Source organism: Zhongshania aliphaticivorans, assembly GCF_902705855.1.
In the GTDB taxonomy this organism is placed as follows: domain Bacteria; phylum Pseudomonadota; class Gammaproteobacteria; order Pseudomonadales; family Spongiibacteraceae; genus Spongiibacter; species Spongiibacter aliphaticivorans_B.
This window is the reverse complement of the sequence record NZ_CACSIJ010000014.1, coordinates 316,358-331,724: the sequence shown is the minus strand read 5'-3', so window position 1 is coordinate 331,724 and position 15,367 is coordinate 316,358. Positions and strand designations below refer to the sequence as shown.

Annotated in this window: 14 protein-coding genes; 7 read left to right on the top strand and 7 right to left on the bottom strand. The window is 49.2% G+C overall.

Annotation, left to right across the window (positions count from 1 at the left end):
* Nucleotides 1-194: 194 nt before the first annotated feature.
* Nucleotides 195-902: an SIMPL domain-containing protein gene (locus GVJ32_RS13595; RefSeq protein ID WP_159240638.1), complete on the bottom strand. Its 708-nt coding sequence runs from the start codon at nt 900-902 to the stop codon at nt 195-197.
* Between the two features lie 106 nt (nt 903-1,008).
* Between GVJ32_RS13595 and GVJ32_RS13590 the strand changes: the two genes are divergently transcribed.
* The 4 genes from GVJ32_RS13590 (at nt 1,009) to GVJ32_RS13575 (ending at nt 5,093) form a co-directional block, all read left to right on the top strand.
* The gene (locus GVJ32_RS13590; RefSeq protein WP_159240637.1) at nt 1,009-2,457 is read left to right on the top strand and encodes a coniferyl aldehyde dehydrogenase; all 1,449 of its coding nucleotides are present in this window, start codon (nt 1,009-1,011) and stop codon (nt 2,455-2,457) included.
* A 142-nt stretch (nt 2,458-2,599) separates the two neighbouring features.
* Nucleotides 2,600-3,052, top strand: a complete 453-nt coding sequence (locus tag GVJ32_RS13585; RefSeq protein ID WP_159240636.1) for an ATP-dependent zinc protease family protein — start codon at nt 2,600-2,602, stop codon at nt 3,050-3,052.
* Nucleotides 3,053-3,112: 60 nt separating this feature from the next.
* The gene (rimK, locus tag GVJ32_RS13580; RefSeq protein WP_103683820.1) at nt 3,113-4,018 is read left to right on the top strand and encodes a 30S ribosomal protein S6--L-glutamate ligase; all 906 of its coding nucleotides are present in this window, start codon (nt 3,113-3,115) and stop codon (nt 4,016-4,018) included.
* Nucleotides 4,019-4,028: 10 nt separating this feature from the next.
* The gene (locus GVJ32_RS13575) at nt 4,029-5,093 is read left to right on the top strand and encodes a succinylglutamate desuccinylase/aspartoacylase family protein (RefSeq protein WP_159240635.1); all 1,065 of its coding nucleotides are present in this window, start codon (nt 4,029-4,031) and stop codon (nt 5,091-5,093) included.
* Between the two features lie 23 nt (nt 5,094-5,116).
* Here the strand turns inward: GVJ32_RS13575 and GVJ32_RS13570 are convergent, their stop codons facing one another.
* Nucleotides 5,117-5,827 carry a hypothetical protein gene (locus tag GVJ32_RS13570; RefSeq protein ID WP_159240634.1) on the bottom strand — a complete coding sequence of 237 codons (711 nt, stop codon included), beginning with the start codon at nt 5,825-5,827 and terminating at the stop codon, nt 5,117-5,119.
* Nucleotides 5,820-6,245, bottom strand: a complete 426-nt coding sequence (locus GVJ32_RS13565) for a hypothetical protein (protein WP_235035134.1) — start codon at nt 6,243-6,245, stop codon at nt 5,820-5,822. Before GVJ32_RS13565 ends, GVJ32_RS13570 begins: the two co-directional genes overlap by 8 nt.
* Before the next feature lie 744 nt (nt 6,246-6,989).
* Between GVJ32_RS13565 and GVJ32_RS13560 the strand changes: the two genes are divergently transcribed.
* From GVJ32_RS13560 to GVJ32_RS13550, 3 genes are all read left to right on the top strand, one after another.
* The gene (locus GVJ32_RS13560) at nt 6,990-7,220 is read left to right on the top strand and encodes a hypothetical protein (RefSeq protein ID WP_159240632.1); all 231 of its coding nucleotides are present in this window, start codon (nt 6,990-6,992) and stop codon (nt 7,218-7,220) included.
* 9 nt (nt 7,221-7,229) lie between these two features.
* Nucleotides 7,230-7,706, top strand: coding sequence for a hypothetical protein (locus GVJ32_RS13555; protein ID WP_159240631.1), 477 nt, complete (start codon nt 7,230-7,232; stop codon nt 7,704-7,706).
* A gap of 170 nt (nt 7,707-7,876) precedes the next feature.
* A complete protein-coding gene (locus tag GVJ32_RS13550; RefSeq protein WP_159240630.1) occupies nt 7,877-8,119 on the top strand; it encodes a helix-turn-helix domain-containing protein in 243 nt (80 codons plus the stop codon).
* Between the two features lie 107 nt (nt 8,120-8,226).
* On the opposite strand, the gene GVJ32_RS13545 is transcribed toward GVJ32_RS13550, so the two are convergent.
* The 4 genes from GVJ32_RS13545 to GVJ32_RS13530 form a co-directional block, all read right to left on the bottom strand.
* The gene (locus GVJ32_RS13545) at nt 8,227-10,548 is read right to left on the bottom strand and encodes a DUF6351 family protein (RefSeq protein ID WP_159240629.1); all 2,322 of its coding nucleotides are present in this window, start codon (nt 10,546-10,548) and stop codon (nt 8,227-8,229) included.
* A 259-nt stretch (nt 10,549-10,807) separates the two neighbouring features.
* Complete coding sequence (locus GVJ32_RS13540; protein WP_159240628.1) at nt 10,808-11,254, bottom strand: DUF6010 family protein; 447 nt, start codon at nt 11,252-11,254, stop codon at nt 10,808-10,810.
* 348 nt (nt 11,255-11,602) lie between these two features.
* Complete coding sequence (locus tag GVJ32_RS13535) at nt 11,603-12,298, bottom strand: hypothetical protein (RefSeq protein WP_200841420.1); 696 nt, start codon at nt 12,296-12,298, stop codon at nt 11,603-11,605.
* Between the two features lie 95 nt (nt 12,299-12,393).
* Nucleotides 12,394-15,360: a DEAD/DEAH box helicase family protein gene (locus GVJ32_RS13530; RefSeq protein WP_159240627.1), complete on the bottom strand. Its 2,967-nt coding sequence runs from the start codon at nt 15,358-15,360 to the stop codon at nt 12,394-12,396.
* Nucleotides 15,361-15,367 lie beyond the last annotated feature (7 nt).

The window sequence follows — 15,367 nt, the reverse complement described above, 5'->3', positions numbered from 1 at the left end:
TCGCAAACAACCATTTATGTACGCATAATTACGAATGTTTTCCATATGCGGCTGGCGCTAATCTAATCCCATCGTTAATGACTAAGCCCATTATCAACGGTCTCCATAGTAGCACCCCCGCTTGGCACCCATTTTTTGGGTGCTTTTTTTATGGCCGACACTTTTTCAATACAAAGCCCGCCGCGAACGAGCCGTTACTTCAGCAAAAACACCACATTCAAACTGGCACTCACGGTTTCTTTGCCAAGCAACATGGGCGCCGCACTCATTTTCGCGTCCATCATCACCATACGCTCTTGTCTGATCGGCCCGCTGCTACCTTCATCAATGTGATAAACACCCGCCACTCTGCGGCCAAAGCCCGCCGCGAGGGTTGCCGCCTTGGCGTTAGCATTGGCCATCGCCGCCTGAACAGCCTGCGCCATCAGTTCGTCGCGGTTAGACAAGTCAAAACTCACATTGCCCAACTCGGTAATACCCGCCTGCACCAAGCCGTCAAGCACCGCGCCATAGCGACTCAAATCCGTCAGGGTCAAGTCGATACTGCGCTCAACACGCTGACCGCGCAGCATACGCTTGCCGTCCTGCCACTCGTAATCGGGATAAATACGAATCTGCGAGGCACGAATATCGGCATCCGGCACGCCTTGCTCACGTACTGCCGTCAGTACCCGCGCGGTTCTTTCATCTACGCGGTCTTTCGCGTCAACCGCAGTGTCGCGAGTTTCAGAAATTTGCAGCTGCAGCTTGGCAATATCGGGCAGCGCCTCCACTTCGCCAAGCGCGGCCACCACCACATGTGGCGAGTCAGGCAAAGTGGCGGCTACGGCAAACATCGGCAGCAAAGCACACAATGCAAACGCCACTTGGCGGCCCAAAATACTAGCTACTCGGTTTTTCATCTACACATTCCTTTTTTATCTATAAAAAGGTCGGGCTGCCCTCAGCCAAACCACATACCCACCACATCACACCCATACCTACAACAAAAGCAACAGGGAGAACACTATGAGCAATCTCAATGACAGTTCCGCTATGTCGGCCATGAGCGCCACGCTAGCAAACCAGCGCAAGCTTTGCATCACCGAGGGCCCAGCGAGTGCTGAACTGCGGATCGACCGGCTCTCACGCGCCATCGACTTAATTTTCGATAACCGCGACGCCATTGTAGAAACCCTGGCGCTCGACTTTGGCCACCGCAGCAGCCACCAGTCCCTGATGTCTGACATCTACGCCACCATTGAGTGCCTCAAACACAGCAAAAAGCATCTTAAAACATGGATGAAAACTGAAAAGCGTAAAGCGCCATTCCCCATGAATTTAATGGGCGCCAAGGCCAAGGTAGAGTACCAAGCCAAGGGCGTTATTGGGATTATCGGCACTTGGAATTTCCCACTCAATACCGTTTTTGCACCGCTGGCCGGCGTGCTTGCCGCTGGTAATCGCGCCATGATCAAGTGTTCAGAAGTTACGCCGCAAACCGGCGCCCTACTAGAAACCTTGACGGCAAAATATTTCTCTAGCGATGAAATCGCGGTATTCAACGGCGGGCCGGATGTGGGCGCTAGCTTTTCCGCGCTACCCTTTGATCACATTATTTTCACCGGCGCGACCAGCATCGCCCGCCATATTCTGCGTGCCGCCGCAGACAACCTCACCCCCGTCACGCTAGAACTAGGCGGCAAGTCGCCGGTTATTGTCAGCAAAAGTTACCCCCTGCAAGAGGCCGTAGAGCGCATTTTTGCCGGCAAGATCCTCAATGTCGGCCAAGTCTGCCTATCACCTGATTATGTATTTATCCCAGAAGACCAGCTCGACGATTTTTGCACCGCAGCAAACAGCTATATCTGCAATCTTTTCCCCACCCTACGCGAGAATCCAGATTACAGCTCCGTGGTCAATGAGCGTCATTACCAACGCTTACTAGGCTACTTAGAAGATGCTCGCCAAAAAGGCGCCGACATCCGCGAGATCAACCCCGCCAACGAAGACTTTAGTCAGCAGCAGGGCACTCATAAAATTCCGCTCACACTCATCGCCAACCCCAGCGACGACCTGCTTGTCATGCAAGAAGAACTATTCGGGCCGATTATGTGTATTAAGACCTACACCACCGTCAGCGATTGCATCGACTATGTAAACGCTCGCCCACGCCCCCTGGCCCTGTACTATTTCGGCAAAGACAAGGCAGAGCAACGCCATGTGCTGGACTCGACAACCTCCGGCGCAGTGACCATCAATGATGTAATTTTCCACGTTAGCTGCGAAGACCTGCCCTTTGGCGGCATAGGCCCCAGCGGCATGGGCAGTTATCACGGCCACGACGGCTTCAAAACCTTCAGTCATGCCAAGGCAATTTACACACAAAGTAACGTCAATTTCCAAAAATTGGGCGGTATGCTGCCGCCCTACGGCGATAAATGCGATAAGACCCTAAACACAATGATCAGAAAATAAGTACCCTACCGCAACACCTAGCAGCGACGGCGACCTCATTCGCCGTCGCTGCTCCGCACAAAAAATTCTTTTCAATGCTATTCCCTAGCAATCTAAGCCGCTATGCTGGCCACCTTAAGGTCTTAATACATAGAGGCAGCGTTTGGCACAGACAATATTAGGATGGCGCGAATGGATCAGTCTGCCCGAGTTGGGAATAAACGGCATCAAAGCAAAAATTGATACTGGTGCACGCAGCTCCTCGCTACACGCTATTGATATTCACACCATCACCGTCGACGGCGAGCAATGGGTAGAGTTCAAGGTGCAGCCGCTACAACACCAAACTGATGCACCAATACACTGCCGCGCACCAATAAAAGACTATCGCCAAGTCACCGACTCTGGCGGTCACCGCAGTATGCGCTATGTTGTAGAGACCACGATTAACATCGGCAACGAACAATTCACTGCGGAGGTAACACTAGCAGACCGCTCGCAGATGATGTTCCGTATGTTATTGGGACGCACTGCGATGAAAAACCGCTACACCGTCGACCCTGGCCGATCTTACTGCGCAAGCCAGAAACCCCCGCGCGCAACGGGAACTATTTAGGGTCTGGATGGATCAGAGCACACCGCCGCCAGCCCCACACAACCGCGAGATACCGTCATAATGAAAATTGCAATACTGTCACGCAACAGACGTCTTTACTCCACCCGCCGTCTAGTTGAAGCCTGTACTGAACGTGGCCACGAAGTGCGAGTGCTAGACACACTCAAATGCTATATGGAACTCAGTTCCAATGAACCTGTAGTTTGGTACAAAGGTGAAAAACTAGAGGGCTTCGACGCCATTATTCCTCGCATCGGCGCCTCAATTACACCCTATGGTTTGGCCGTTATCCGCCAATTTGAAATGTTGGGCACCTATAGCCTGACCGAATCAGTCGCCCTTGGCCGCTCCCGTGACAAGCTGCGCGCCCTGCAATTACTTTCGCGTAAAAACGTGGGCATGCCAATTTCCAGCTTTGCCCATGACGTTCACAACACCAAAGAACTCATTAAATTAGTTGGCGGCGCACCTGTGGTTGTCAAACTGCTAGAAGGCACCCAAGGTCGCGGCGTCGTCTTAGCCGAAACAGCCAAGGCTGCCGAGAGCGTCATCGACGCCTTCCGCGAATTAAAGGCCGACTTCCTAGTGCAAGAATTTATTAAAGAAGCCGGTGGCGCCGACGTGCGCTGCCTGGTAATTGGTAAAAAGGTCGTTGCGGCTATGCAGCGCACCGCAGCCAGCGGCGAATTCCGCTCCAATCTGCATCGCGGCGGCACCGCTGAGCTAACACGCCTTACCCCAGCGGAACGCGCAACTGCGGTAAAGGCTGCGCAAATTATGGGACTCAATGTTGCCGGTGTAGATATTTTGCGCTCATCGCGCGGCCCGCTCGTCATGGAGGTGAATTCATCGCCAGGACTCGAAGGCATCGAAACGGCTAGCAAGAAAAATGTCGCGGCCGAAATTGTAAAATTTATTGAAGAAAATGCCGGACCGAATAAAAATAAAACCCGAGGAACGGGCTGAAAACACAAACATGCAAAAACTAACTATCGCCGGCGTTGATATCATCGCCGGCTCTCGGCAACAAATAGAATTGCCAGTCGCGAATCTATACACCCACACCGAATTATCGATGACGGTAAAAGCGGTGCGTGGTCGCAAAGACGGCCCGACGCTATTTGTGAGCGCAGCCATTCATGGCGATGAAATTAATGGCGTCGAAATTGTCCGCCGCCTGCTCCAGCACAAAGCTCTGCGTTCACTGCGCGGTACCCTGCTGGCCATACCCATCGTAAATGTTCACGGCTTTTTAAATAATAGCCGCTACCTTCCCGATGGCCGCGACCTAAACCGCTCCTTTCCAGGCTCGCCCAAAAGCTCCCTCGCGGGACGCATGGCCCACACCTTCCTCAATGAAGTTGTGCTGAAATGCACCCACGGTATCGACCTGCACACCGGCGCAAGACACCGCAGTAATCTGCCGCAGATCCGCGCCGACATAAAAGACAAATCCACCCTCGCCATGGCGGAAAGCTTTGGCGCGCCGGTTATTCTGCACTCGGCAACGCGGGATGGCTCACTGCGAGAAATCGCCAGCGAAAGTAATATTCAAGTCTTGCTTTACGAAGCTGGCGAAGCTCTGCGTTTTGACGAAGTGGCTATTCGCGCCGGAGTAAGCGGCATACTCAATGTTATGCGCCAAATTGGCATGCTACCGGCATCGCGAAGTAAAAAGCCCAAACGCAGCAGCATGATCACAGGGCAATCCGCATGGCTGCGCGCAACCAGCAGCGGCGTACTAAGAGCACTCGTTCCGCTAGGTGCCTTTGTAAGTAAAGGCGATGTGCTAGCACTGATTTCCGACCCAATGGGCGACAACAGCTCAGACGTAAAGATACTCGCCAGCGATGACGGCATCGTCATCGGCCGGACCTTTTTACCACTTGTTTATGAAGGCGACGCACTCTTTCACATTGCAAAATACAAAGCCAATATCGAAGAGGCACTGGAACAGGTGAATGCATTTAGAGAGGCATTTGAACCAGAGGTTTATCCAACGGCAGATGAGTACGATGACCATCCTCCGATTGCGGGGTAAGCAAAAACATCGCTTGCCCCGACTTAATTCAGGGGCAACGCCGCAGTATTTTTTATAAGACGCATAATAGCCGGCATCCGTGCGAGGCTTATTTGCTCGGAGGGAAGATGCTCAGGCACAGCCTCCACAAAACGCGGATCTAGCAAGAGCGCTCTAAATCGCGCCGCCAATGCCGACTGCAAATCAATTTCACTACTTTTTATTTCATCCGCAATTTCAGCCCGCCCATCTAACACAGCCACAATGTCTTCAATATCGTGGCTCATCAAGTAATCACCCCTACCTCGACCGTCGAACGCTTCCAATTTAGTCATTAAAAAATGCGGCGCTGTAATCATCAGAATTGCCCGTCCCGGCGGCAGCGCCACTCGCCGAGTATTTTCAGCTGCTGCCTTATACCAACGGTTGCCAAAACCCATGATGTTTTCGTCTGTCGGCATGACATCTAAAATCACTGCGCCATTCACCCATCGACACAGCGGCGCACCATCGCTGTGATCTTCCGAAAAGCCTTTATTACGCAGCCGATCTGCTAGCTTGTAATAATCTGCTCGCGACAATACCTGAATAATCGCATCCACATCCCGAGTCACCCTAATCGGTGGAGCCGCAGGGTCAGAAATAAGTAAGCCTGTCGCGCAACCACCCACAAACACCATTTCTTCGACTAGCTCATCCAACTGACTAATTGCCAGCATCAAAATTTCTATATTTGGATTTTGTACCCTAGCCATAGCTCTCCAGCGCCTCTTTTAGCATCCGCTTTGCCATTTCCCGCTCGCGGGCGCGCCCTCCACGAATCGCATCTACCAATGCCAGCAATTCATATAATTTCGAATCATTCCTCGCCGCCGCAGGTGCCGACTTATACAAAGGAGAAAACGCCTCCCCGCGAACCGTACCCTCTGGATCTGGCCATACAGGTGGCGCTTCACTAATACCGCTAAACTCGCTATTCAGCGGTGATGCGGCATAAGCAGTGACCATACCTCTCTGCAGCGCCCCTCGCTCTGGCACGAACACATACTGAATACCGTGTTCAAGAAATTCACTCAAATTGCGAATATGAGGCCTGACATCTGCGTCCAGTTTAATCGCCAAACCAGCCGCCAGCGCCCGCTGTGCTGCAGCGTGCACCTCTGACGAGCTCATCTCTAACTCGATAGCTATCTTACTGAATGACCAAGGTTTTTTGCCGATGGCTATCAATTTTAGGAGAAATACAATGTCTTGGGGCTTGAGGTTCATATAGCTATTCTTTGTTCGCGATTCGCGAACAAAGAATAGCGTTTACAGGATCAATGTCAAGTAGAGCTAGCGCTTTGCAAACCAAGGAGGAACCATAACGAGAGATGTTGCTGTATCTGAGCAATTTAATCTCATGCTGTTTACAGTACATAGCTTGAGATAGCCCGCTGCTTTGTCAGGCAATCACACGGTATTGGCAGAATGGCTTTTCTTGATTGTGCTCATGAATATATCTCCAGTTAAAGCTGACGAGTAAGCGGGCGGAAAGCTATTGCTTGCGAACTTCCAATGCTTGTAAGGCGCTTCAAATAGTATCAACTACGCCAAAGGTTTTACGCACCAAGCCCGCACTAGCTTGCCCGTTAAGAAATCTCACCATAAATATCCCCTTGGTTTTACGCGACGGAGATGAGCACCGCTACGCGCTTTATTATTGTAATAACCTTAGCTTCGCGGCTAAAAACACTTAGCACTTCGCCATATTCGCTCATCTAGAGCCCACGCGGTATCAGCGGGGGCAGATACAATTGCTCACACTTACGTCTAACGGTATAGTTTATTGAGTGCCTCCCCTAGATTTGGGAGAACTAATCAAAAATGGCAGCAGGGAAGCGAGTCAAAGCGTAATAAACAAGGCCATAATAGTTGATGCAGAGCAGTAAATTATCCCAACTTATCGGTGAGCTCTATCGACACGCTCACCAAGCCGATGGGTGGATGGCATTTTTTGCCATGCTAGAAACAGAAATACCGTCGCGCTCGACAACGTTGATGTTTGAGGAAATCGAAACTCACTCCACCGACATTGTGCTGTCTCGTCATTTGAGCGACGATGAATTGCAAGTCTACGGCGAACATTACGTACACACTGATGTGTAGGCAGAGGCGATGGCCGACCGTACCCCACTACAGTTTCATAGCAATGAATTACTACCAGATCGACATTTTTTATCATCGGAATTTTATGCGGACTATACCAAGCCGTTAGATATACGATATGCCTGTGGCGCGTATATTGAAGATCCCAAGATTGGCCAAGCCTTTCGCGTGACCATTCAGCGCGGCCACCAACACAAGCCATTTAGCGACGATGAACTCCAAACACTAAACCTGTTTGTTCCCCACCTGCAAAACGCACTAGCCATTTATAAGCGCAATATCGCCTTAGAGTCGCTACAAAGTGGATTCGATGCAATCACCGGCATCATAGACAGCGCCGCCTACCTGCTGCGGTCAGACGGAGCCATCGTTTCTCAAAATGCTTTGGCCGAGGACTTTCTGCAGCAAGACATCACTTGCATTAATGCTGGAAAGCTATCGTTCCGTTCCGGCCACACAAATTGCGTAACACCATCAATCAATTGATAAATAATATTAATGACTTCACTGAGAATAAATCACGCATCCGGTGCAATTACGCACGAACAGACCAGTATCAAATCAGCATAGAACCACATTTACTTCCCAGCCTAGCGCCTGGTACGCAGGAGCTCGGCATCCTCCTGCAAATTAAAAACACTAGCACAAATGCAAATATGAATATTGATCTAGCGGGGCTAGAAATTTTATATGGCCTAACTGCTACCGAAGCCATCGTGACTCGCCATTTAAGTAGCGGCTTAGTAATTCGAGAAATTGCAGAAGCAATGATCGTTAAAGAGAGCACTATTAGATCGCATTTTAAAGCTATATACACAAAACTTGGCGTGCGCTCCCAACCGGAATTACTCAGCAAAATTATGTCGTCACTTGCCCGAACCAAAATGGATTTGATTTAAAATTAACACCTTATCTAATAATTAATTGAGATCCTAAGCTCTTGCAAGTTAAAGCTTAGGATCGCCGATTTAATACATATACAGCTAGGATTAAGCTAGCAGCTGACTCAAGGTTGCCGCCAACCTGGCACCCAGGTTTTACTAAACGCAGGACTAGCCCAGCCCGCAGGGAACTCAGCGGGGGCCATTTGTTCGCCGCCAATAATCACATCGCCAAGATCATCTTGATACGTCAGCCACGGTATCGTCGGCTGCCAAGCCAGCGGTTTTTTCGACCAGTCGCACACGCCAGTAGCAAAGGTTTGCTCTAGCTTCTGCCAGTCCGCCTCTTGCCAGATTATATTGCCCAAGCCGTAATTATCAGCGCGGCTAAAGGGCTTTAGTTGACACTGTACCTGATCACCGTATTTGTCAGCACCAGCTTGGGTGCGCGGCGTACCGAATACCAACATGAGCTCTTCAGGACACATTTGCCCCGGCACGCCGCTGCACTGGTCCTGCACACTCGCGGGCTTGTTAGTCACAATTTTCTCCGCCAGAGGTGTGTCACTGGTGTCTGCTTCTATCGCGTCTAGCCAAGACGCCATGGCGACCAACGATTGGCTCATATACGTGAGATCACCAACCAAGGGGACTAGACCACCCCAGTGGACAAAGTTGTCGCGGTTGCCAAACTCACGCTCTAAGCGCCAGCGCACCCAATAGCCGTGCACACTGTCGTGAGCGATGCCCGGATCGGGGCCCGTCATATTGATAATCGGCACCGTGTCCATATTCACCGCAGTATTTAGAATCCCCGTGCGGTAGGCATTTGGCAGCGCGGGGTAATCCGGTTTTAAACGCTCAGCGGTCACGTTCAAACTCGGATCAAGGCCGCCGATATTGGTGTTCAGCTTTAAAAATTGGCTAGGAAGTATAGTCCCTTGTTGCAGTGGAATGAGGCCGTATTGCACACCCTCATTCCCCAAGGGGAAACCAGAAAAACCATAACCTAGATCTTTTTCTATTTGCGACCAATGATCGCGCTGCTGGTCCTCTGCGGGGAATTGCTCGCGCGGACCAATCATATTTTGCATAAAGCTCAGCACATCGCAGCGCACACCGCCAGGATTGGTATCTTGGTCGAAACGCTCTTCGTCACTAATGCCTCCGCAGTGGGACGCGGGATCAACCGCCTCGGCAAACAGCGCCGAATCTGCTACAGAGGCATTCACAATACCGTCCAGATGACCATAAACCTCGTTCTGTTGAAGCACAGTAAATAGCGTGCCATCACGCGCCAATAGCGCGGGATCATTCATATTGGTTTTAAAGTAACGTAGCAAAATATGGTAATCCGCAAACTGGGTAGCGGTACTCATCACATCTGGATAGGTGCAAGTAGTTAGTAAGCCTTGGTACAAACCGGGGTAGGCATTGGCGATCATATTCTGGGTAATCGCACCGCCCGAGCAGCCAGTGCCGACGGTATAACGCAACTCACCGTACTGCTCTATAAAGCGCTCCTTCGCCATCATCAACGATTCAGCCTGATAGCTAAGATTACAGTTGTGTCCCAAATTCAACTGCGCAGTCGACAGCACCGACCACCCTAAGCCCAAGGCCGTAATATAAGACTGATCGATAAGCGGGTTACCGGGAATGGTCCCTGAATAATCATCGGTTTTCGGTGAGCTGGTATCGCGGTCGCCACGGCAGTTACCGCCATGGGTCACTAACAGGCGGCGATTCCACTGTGACTGCGGTTGCACCGGCGTCCAATCTTCGCCCACCTTCTGCAAAGTAAAGATCGTGTACTGATCACGGGCCTGATACCCCTTCTCCTGACGCACAATAAACGGCAGAGTTTCGCCGGTATCGGTCGTGGTCATCGCCACATCACTAGCAGGGTTCTCGGGGTCATAGGGTTGCAAGCCACCATTTAAAGGATTCGTCGACTTATACAACCACGTATATTCTACCGGCTGATTGCAATCCTCATCCGCTGCGGTGTCCTGGCACTTCCAAGGTTGAATATGCGGCCCAGTAAACACCGGCCCACCCGAGGGATGGTTCACTACGGTTAAGTCATTACCGATATTGGCACTGAGGGTGTTGTCACCTACCGCCAATCCGTCAACCACACCCAGCAAACGCAGGGGGTTATCCGGGCTTGCATGCAGCACACTAGTCACATCGCTGCCATTGCGGGTTAACACCAAGTCATCTACCGCCTCGGCATTTTCAAGCACCACCTCAACCAGCACATCACCCGCCGACACCAAATCGGGTCGGTTCGACAACACCCGAAGCTGCGCTGAGTCTTCAGCCGTGCCTCCAGAACCGGGATCAGGGTCTGGCGTACCAGCAGAACTGCCACGACCAGAACCACTGCCGCCGCAGGCGGCCAACGTCAAAGCGATCAATACCGTTATTATTTTTACATTCACTGCTACAACCTCTGCTCGCGCTTGCGAACTGACTTACGAAACAAAAACCACTACGACACTTTATAGGCAAAATGTGCAGTGTCAACTTACATAGTATTTAGAAAGTATAGACGTCGAGGGAAAAAACAGTCGGGATTAGCTGCGCAAATGAGAAAATACTTATTGCTCAATAACTTGAACGAAGGTCGGAGTTGGCGCAGGAATATCAGAACAGACCCGGCGCGAACTAGCCACGGGCTTTCTTTGCTCGCGATGACGACTAGGCCGCAAGCCACGCCTTGCGCCGATACACCAAATACGCCGCCACAGCCAAATCAAACGTCGCACAAAACGCACCATAGGCGAGTGGTACCTGCGTAGCTTGCCTACCGACGAACACATCTGCTCCGCTGTGCTGATGAATCTCATGAAGAAGATCCCACGCACCATGCAGTGCGTAGCCAGCGATAAGCAATATCGGCAGCCTTATACCGAGGCAACCCAAAATGGCAAAGACGACAACCGCTGTCGTTTCAAGCCGCCACGCCGACTCATCGCCAAAATAGGAAGTAAATGCAAGATAGAACGCAGCGATAAAAACTAGAAACACGCTATACAACGCAGACTCATACCGAACCGGCACAAAACGGTAGGAAAGATACATCGAACCAACCGCAGCCAAAACACCGATGCTGACGTACAAGATCATAATGATTGCTAGCGCCATAATTTTCTCTCTATCTCGACAGTGAATCGAATTTTATTTTAGGCGGAACAAAGTGCAGCTACGACCTGTGTAAGCAAGATTACTACAAGGAAACGCAACTCTGCATTAGGAAACTCAGGATCAACAACTCACTTGACGACCTGGTATATAACAATCCCAATACTCGCTGCTGTGTTTTAGTAAACAGTGCATCGCCGGTAGCAGAAACAAAACCTTACTCGCAAAGAGACCCTTTATGGGTACTTTGGTACCTGAATTGGGTCTTTTCAGGCTGACACTACTTTATGCGCGCCAGTCAGGGCTGATATCGGCAATCGCTGCGCTATACTGCGTTTTCTCATACTTTCCTCAATAAACAGCCTTCAGTCTTTCAAGTAGCGACCCTAATATCTGCTGCTCCATTTCGATATTAAATCTGGAGGCAACAATACCCTGTAACTTGATAGCTGTTTCAATGTAGGAAATTTGTTCATCTATAGTAAAACGCTCCCAATTATCATTATTCTTTTTGGCATTGTGCGCTTTAAGTATTAATTGAAAATTATCAGGATGGTGGTTTCCAGGTTCAAGCTTATTAAGCAAGGCTTTTGAGTGGTCGACTTCAAAATCAAGAGCAAAGAATATTCTTAATTGTTTTGAAATAGCCTCGAATTCGCTAACTCTATATTGATCGCGATTCCCCATAACAAGGTTAGCTAAACGGATGATCTCATTACGTTGCAGAGGAGCAACATCTTCTTCAATTTCTTGGCACTCGTGTTGACTGCGCTGCCCTTCCGGGATAAAACGAATCTTTCTTGGACGCTCACTTGTATCAATTTCTATTTTGTCTTCGTAGCCACCTTGGCTGATAATCGAACTAATGCGCGCGGCTATCTCTCTTAAGCCCGTAGTATCATTTGCCTGATTTGCAGCTTCAATGTTGGCCTTTTCCAGCAGATCGGGATATAGCTCGCCAAATCGTAGTGCCCACTCTGAGACAATCACCCAGCCATCACACGTCTTTAAGGCTTCAAGATATTTTTCCCTCATACTACTAATCATAAATCCTTCCCATTGATATACAACAACCATTCCATCGCTTGAAACCATGCATGAAAATAAAAACTCAAGACCTCCCCTATAAACTTCATTAATTTTTAATCGATGGAAACAACTTCCTTGGCGGATATAGCAACGCGATAATCCACACCCTCTAATGCTTTAAAATGGGCTTCGCCACAAATTATTTTTAAGTTTTCTTCCATGCGGCGCTTATCGCTGTCATGGGTGGATTTAGTTTCGCGTATTAAATATACTTTTTTGTCATTCTCCAATACCACGGCCCAGTCTGGATTGTAACTGCCTACAGGCGTGGGAATTTTGAACCAGCGAGGGAGCTTACAAAAAAACTTTACATTCTCTGCGCCATCTAACGCGTGAGCAGTTTGATGCTCAATATGAGAGTCATATTCGATGTAGTCGTAAGGTGTTTGCGCACAAGCCCCTGTTTCGGCGTGTTGTACGTGATAAGCACGGTCGAGGTAGGCCTCTAACTCTGGCTCGTTAAACAATTCCATTTTGTAGTGCTCACCCGCCAATTTTTCATAGCGAATACCGTCAACGAGCAGCTCATCCAAGGCTTTATGAATTTGCTTGCTCACTTCAAAAATAAAGCCTTGCGGGTTAGCTTTAAATTCGCCTAAGCGATTACAGCGCTTGATGATCTCATACAGCGTAGTGCGCGTGAGTTCGGTTTGCTCTTGCAGTACGCTTAATATATCCGGCAAGGTGGTGTGAGAAGAGATATAACGCTCTCGTGTGGTTTGAATTTGTCGATCAGCACCAAAACCTGCCTGTGTTAACTTAGCCTGAGTGTGGTCAATGGTTAGCGCAACAGGCTTTATAACCGGCATGGTTTGAATTTTATGGCAGGCCAAGTCAATCAGTTTAGCGGTAGAAAACGCGATCAGGTAGCGGGTTTTTTGACTAATTTTATTCCACAGTTCTTTAAAATCAGGGTTGAGTTCCACCCGCTTGTTGTAACTGACCGGGGTTCGTTTGCGGGCATCCTGGACGCGGCCAGCAAACATAAAGCTGCGCAGCTTGTCGATAATGGCATTTTCTAGCGGCTGATATTGCGCTGGCAGGGTTAAATTAAAATACAAATCATCAGGTTTAAATTTGGCGGTGATATCTCCTTTGGCATCCAAGTAATCTTCGGCTTTTAAGTGCTGCCATAATTTTTTGGAGTTCTCTTGCCCAAGTGCTATTTGATCGTCGCCTGCCAGTGTGGCGAAGGCTATCGCTGGTACTCGGCCAAACTTAAAGCCGCCGCCAATGTCTTTTTCCATTTCGTTTTGCAGGTTTTTAGCGTATTGCTCGAAGGATTCACTGGCAATAACCGTTAAACGATTCACTTGTGGGTCGTAAAGCCTATCGCCGTTGGCATCCACCGCCAAACGTAAACCACGGCCAAGGGTTTGGCGGCGTTCACGTTCGCTACCAATGTCGCGTAAGGTACAAATTTGGAAGACATTGGGGTTATCCCAGCCCTCTTTTAGTGCCGAATGGCTGAAGATAAAGCGCAAGGGCTCGCTGTCATCCAACAGGCGCTCTTTGTCTCTCATAATCAGTTCGTAGACTTCGGCATCGGTGGCGGTATTGCCGGTGGTGTCTTTTAACTCCACCACTTTGCCCTTTTTCTTTACCTCGGCAAAATAACCATTATGAACTTGTGTTGCATTGCGCTTGGGTAATTGGCTAAATAAAGGCGATGCGGCGTACTCTTGGTAAGCCTCTTCAAACCAGTGGGCTATTTTGCCTTTTTGCTCGTTACCATGTTCATCATAAAATTTATAATTGGCCACTTTGTCGATAAAAAATAGCGACAACACTTTTACCTGTAAACCCTGCTTTTGTAAGTTGCGCTCTTTTTTAAAGTGCTCCTCCACCGTTTGGCGAATTTGCTCTTTCATCACCTCTTGGTGAATACCTTCTTGTTCTTGCTGTGGCTCCAATACAACATTATTGGCAAAGCGCACATATTCCGCACCTGGCTCGGCATAAATTTCATCTACTACATAGCCTTCGTAACCGGCTCGATTACTGTGGTCAGCTAAATCCGTTCCCTGCTTTAGTGTTACAGTAATTTCTTTGGTGCCTTTGGGTGCATCTTCAAAAATCACCACCGATGCAGAGGGCGTTTTCGCTTTACCCACAAAGCCTATTTTGCTGAGTTTTAAATAGTTTTGATTGATATTGGCTTGCGACTGAATGGAGGCAACGGAAATTTGCTTAACCAATTTTAAATCGTAGGCTTTTACTGGCCCTAACTGATAGAGCACATGGTAGGGGCTTTTGTGGGTAGCAGAATAACGCAGGGCAAACAAAGGCTTTAGATGATTAATCGCGCGCTGGGCTTTGGGGGTGTTATCCACCGATTGCGGCTCATCAATAATTAATACCGGGCGTACATCCTGAATAAACTCAATGGGTTTAACCCCCGACATTTTGTCTTGCTCGCGGTGAATCACCGAGAGCTTTTTGATTTCCTCATCTGTTAACTCATCATAACTTTCCACATCACCGGCATCGCGCAGAAATGCCTGAATATTAATGATGAGAATCTGTAAAGTGTTGGCCGTGGCGAATTGGCGCACCTTGGAGAGGTCTTTGGAGTTATACACGTAATGGTCAAAGGGAGTATTGCCGTAGAGACTTTTAAAATGCGCCTTCATTAATTTGAGGGAGGACAGCACGCCCTCACGAATCGCCACCGAGGGCACCACGATAATAAATTTGCACAAGCCTTTTTGCTTGTGCAAATCAAAAATAGTGCGCAGGTAAACATAGGTTTTACCGGTGCCTGTTTCCATCTCTACCGAAAAGTTTGGAAAAGGATAGGTATCATCATCTGCATACAGGCTAGCAGATTTTTCAATCACGTTTTGTTGTTGAATTTTTTGAGTATTAGCCAGTAATTTATCAGGGTCTATCACCAAGGTATTGGCAATCCCCAAACGACGGTAGGCTTCGCCATCTGTTGCCAGGCCATCAAATACCGCTAAGGTAGAGGCAATAGCGTCTTGCTGATAATCCAGACTGGGGTCGAATTTAAGTTTCATTGCGCCC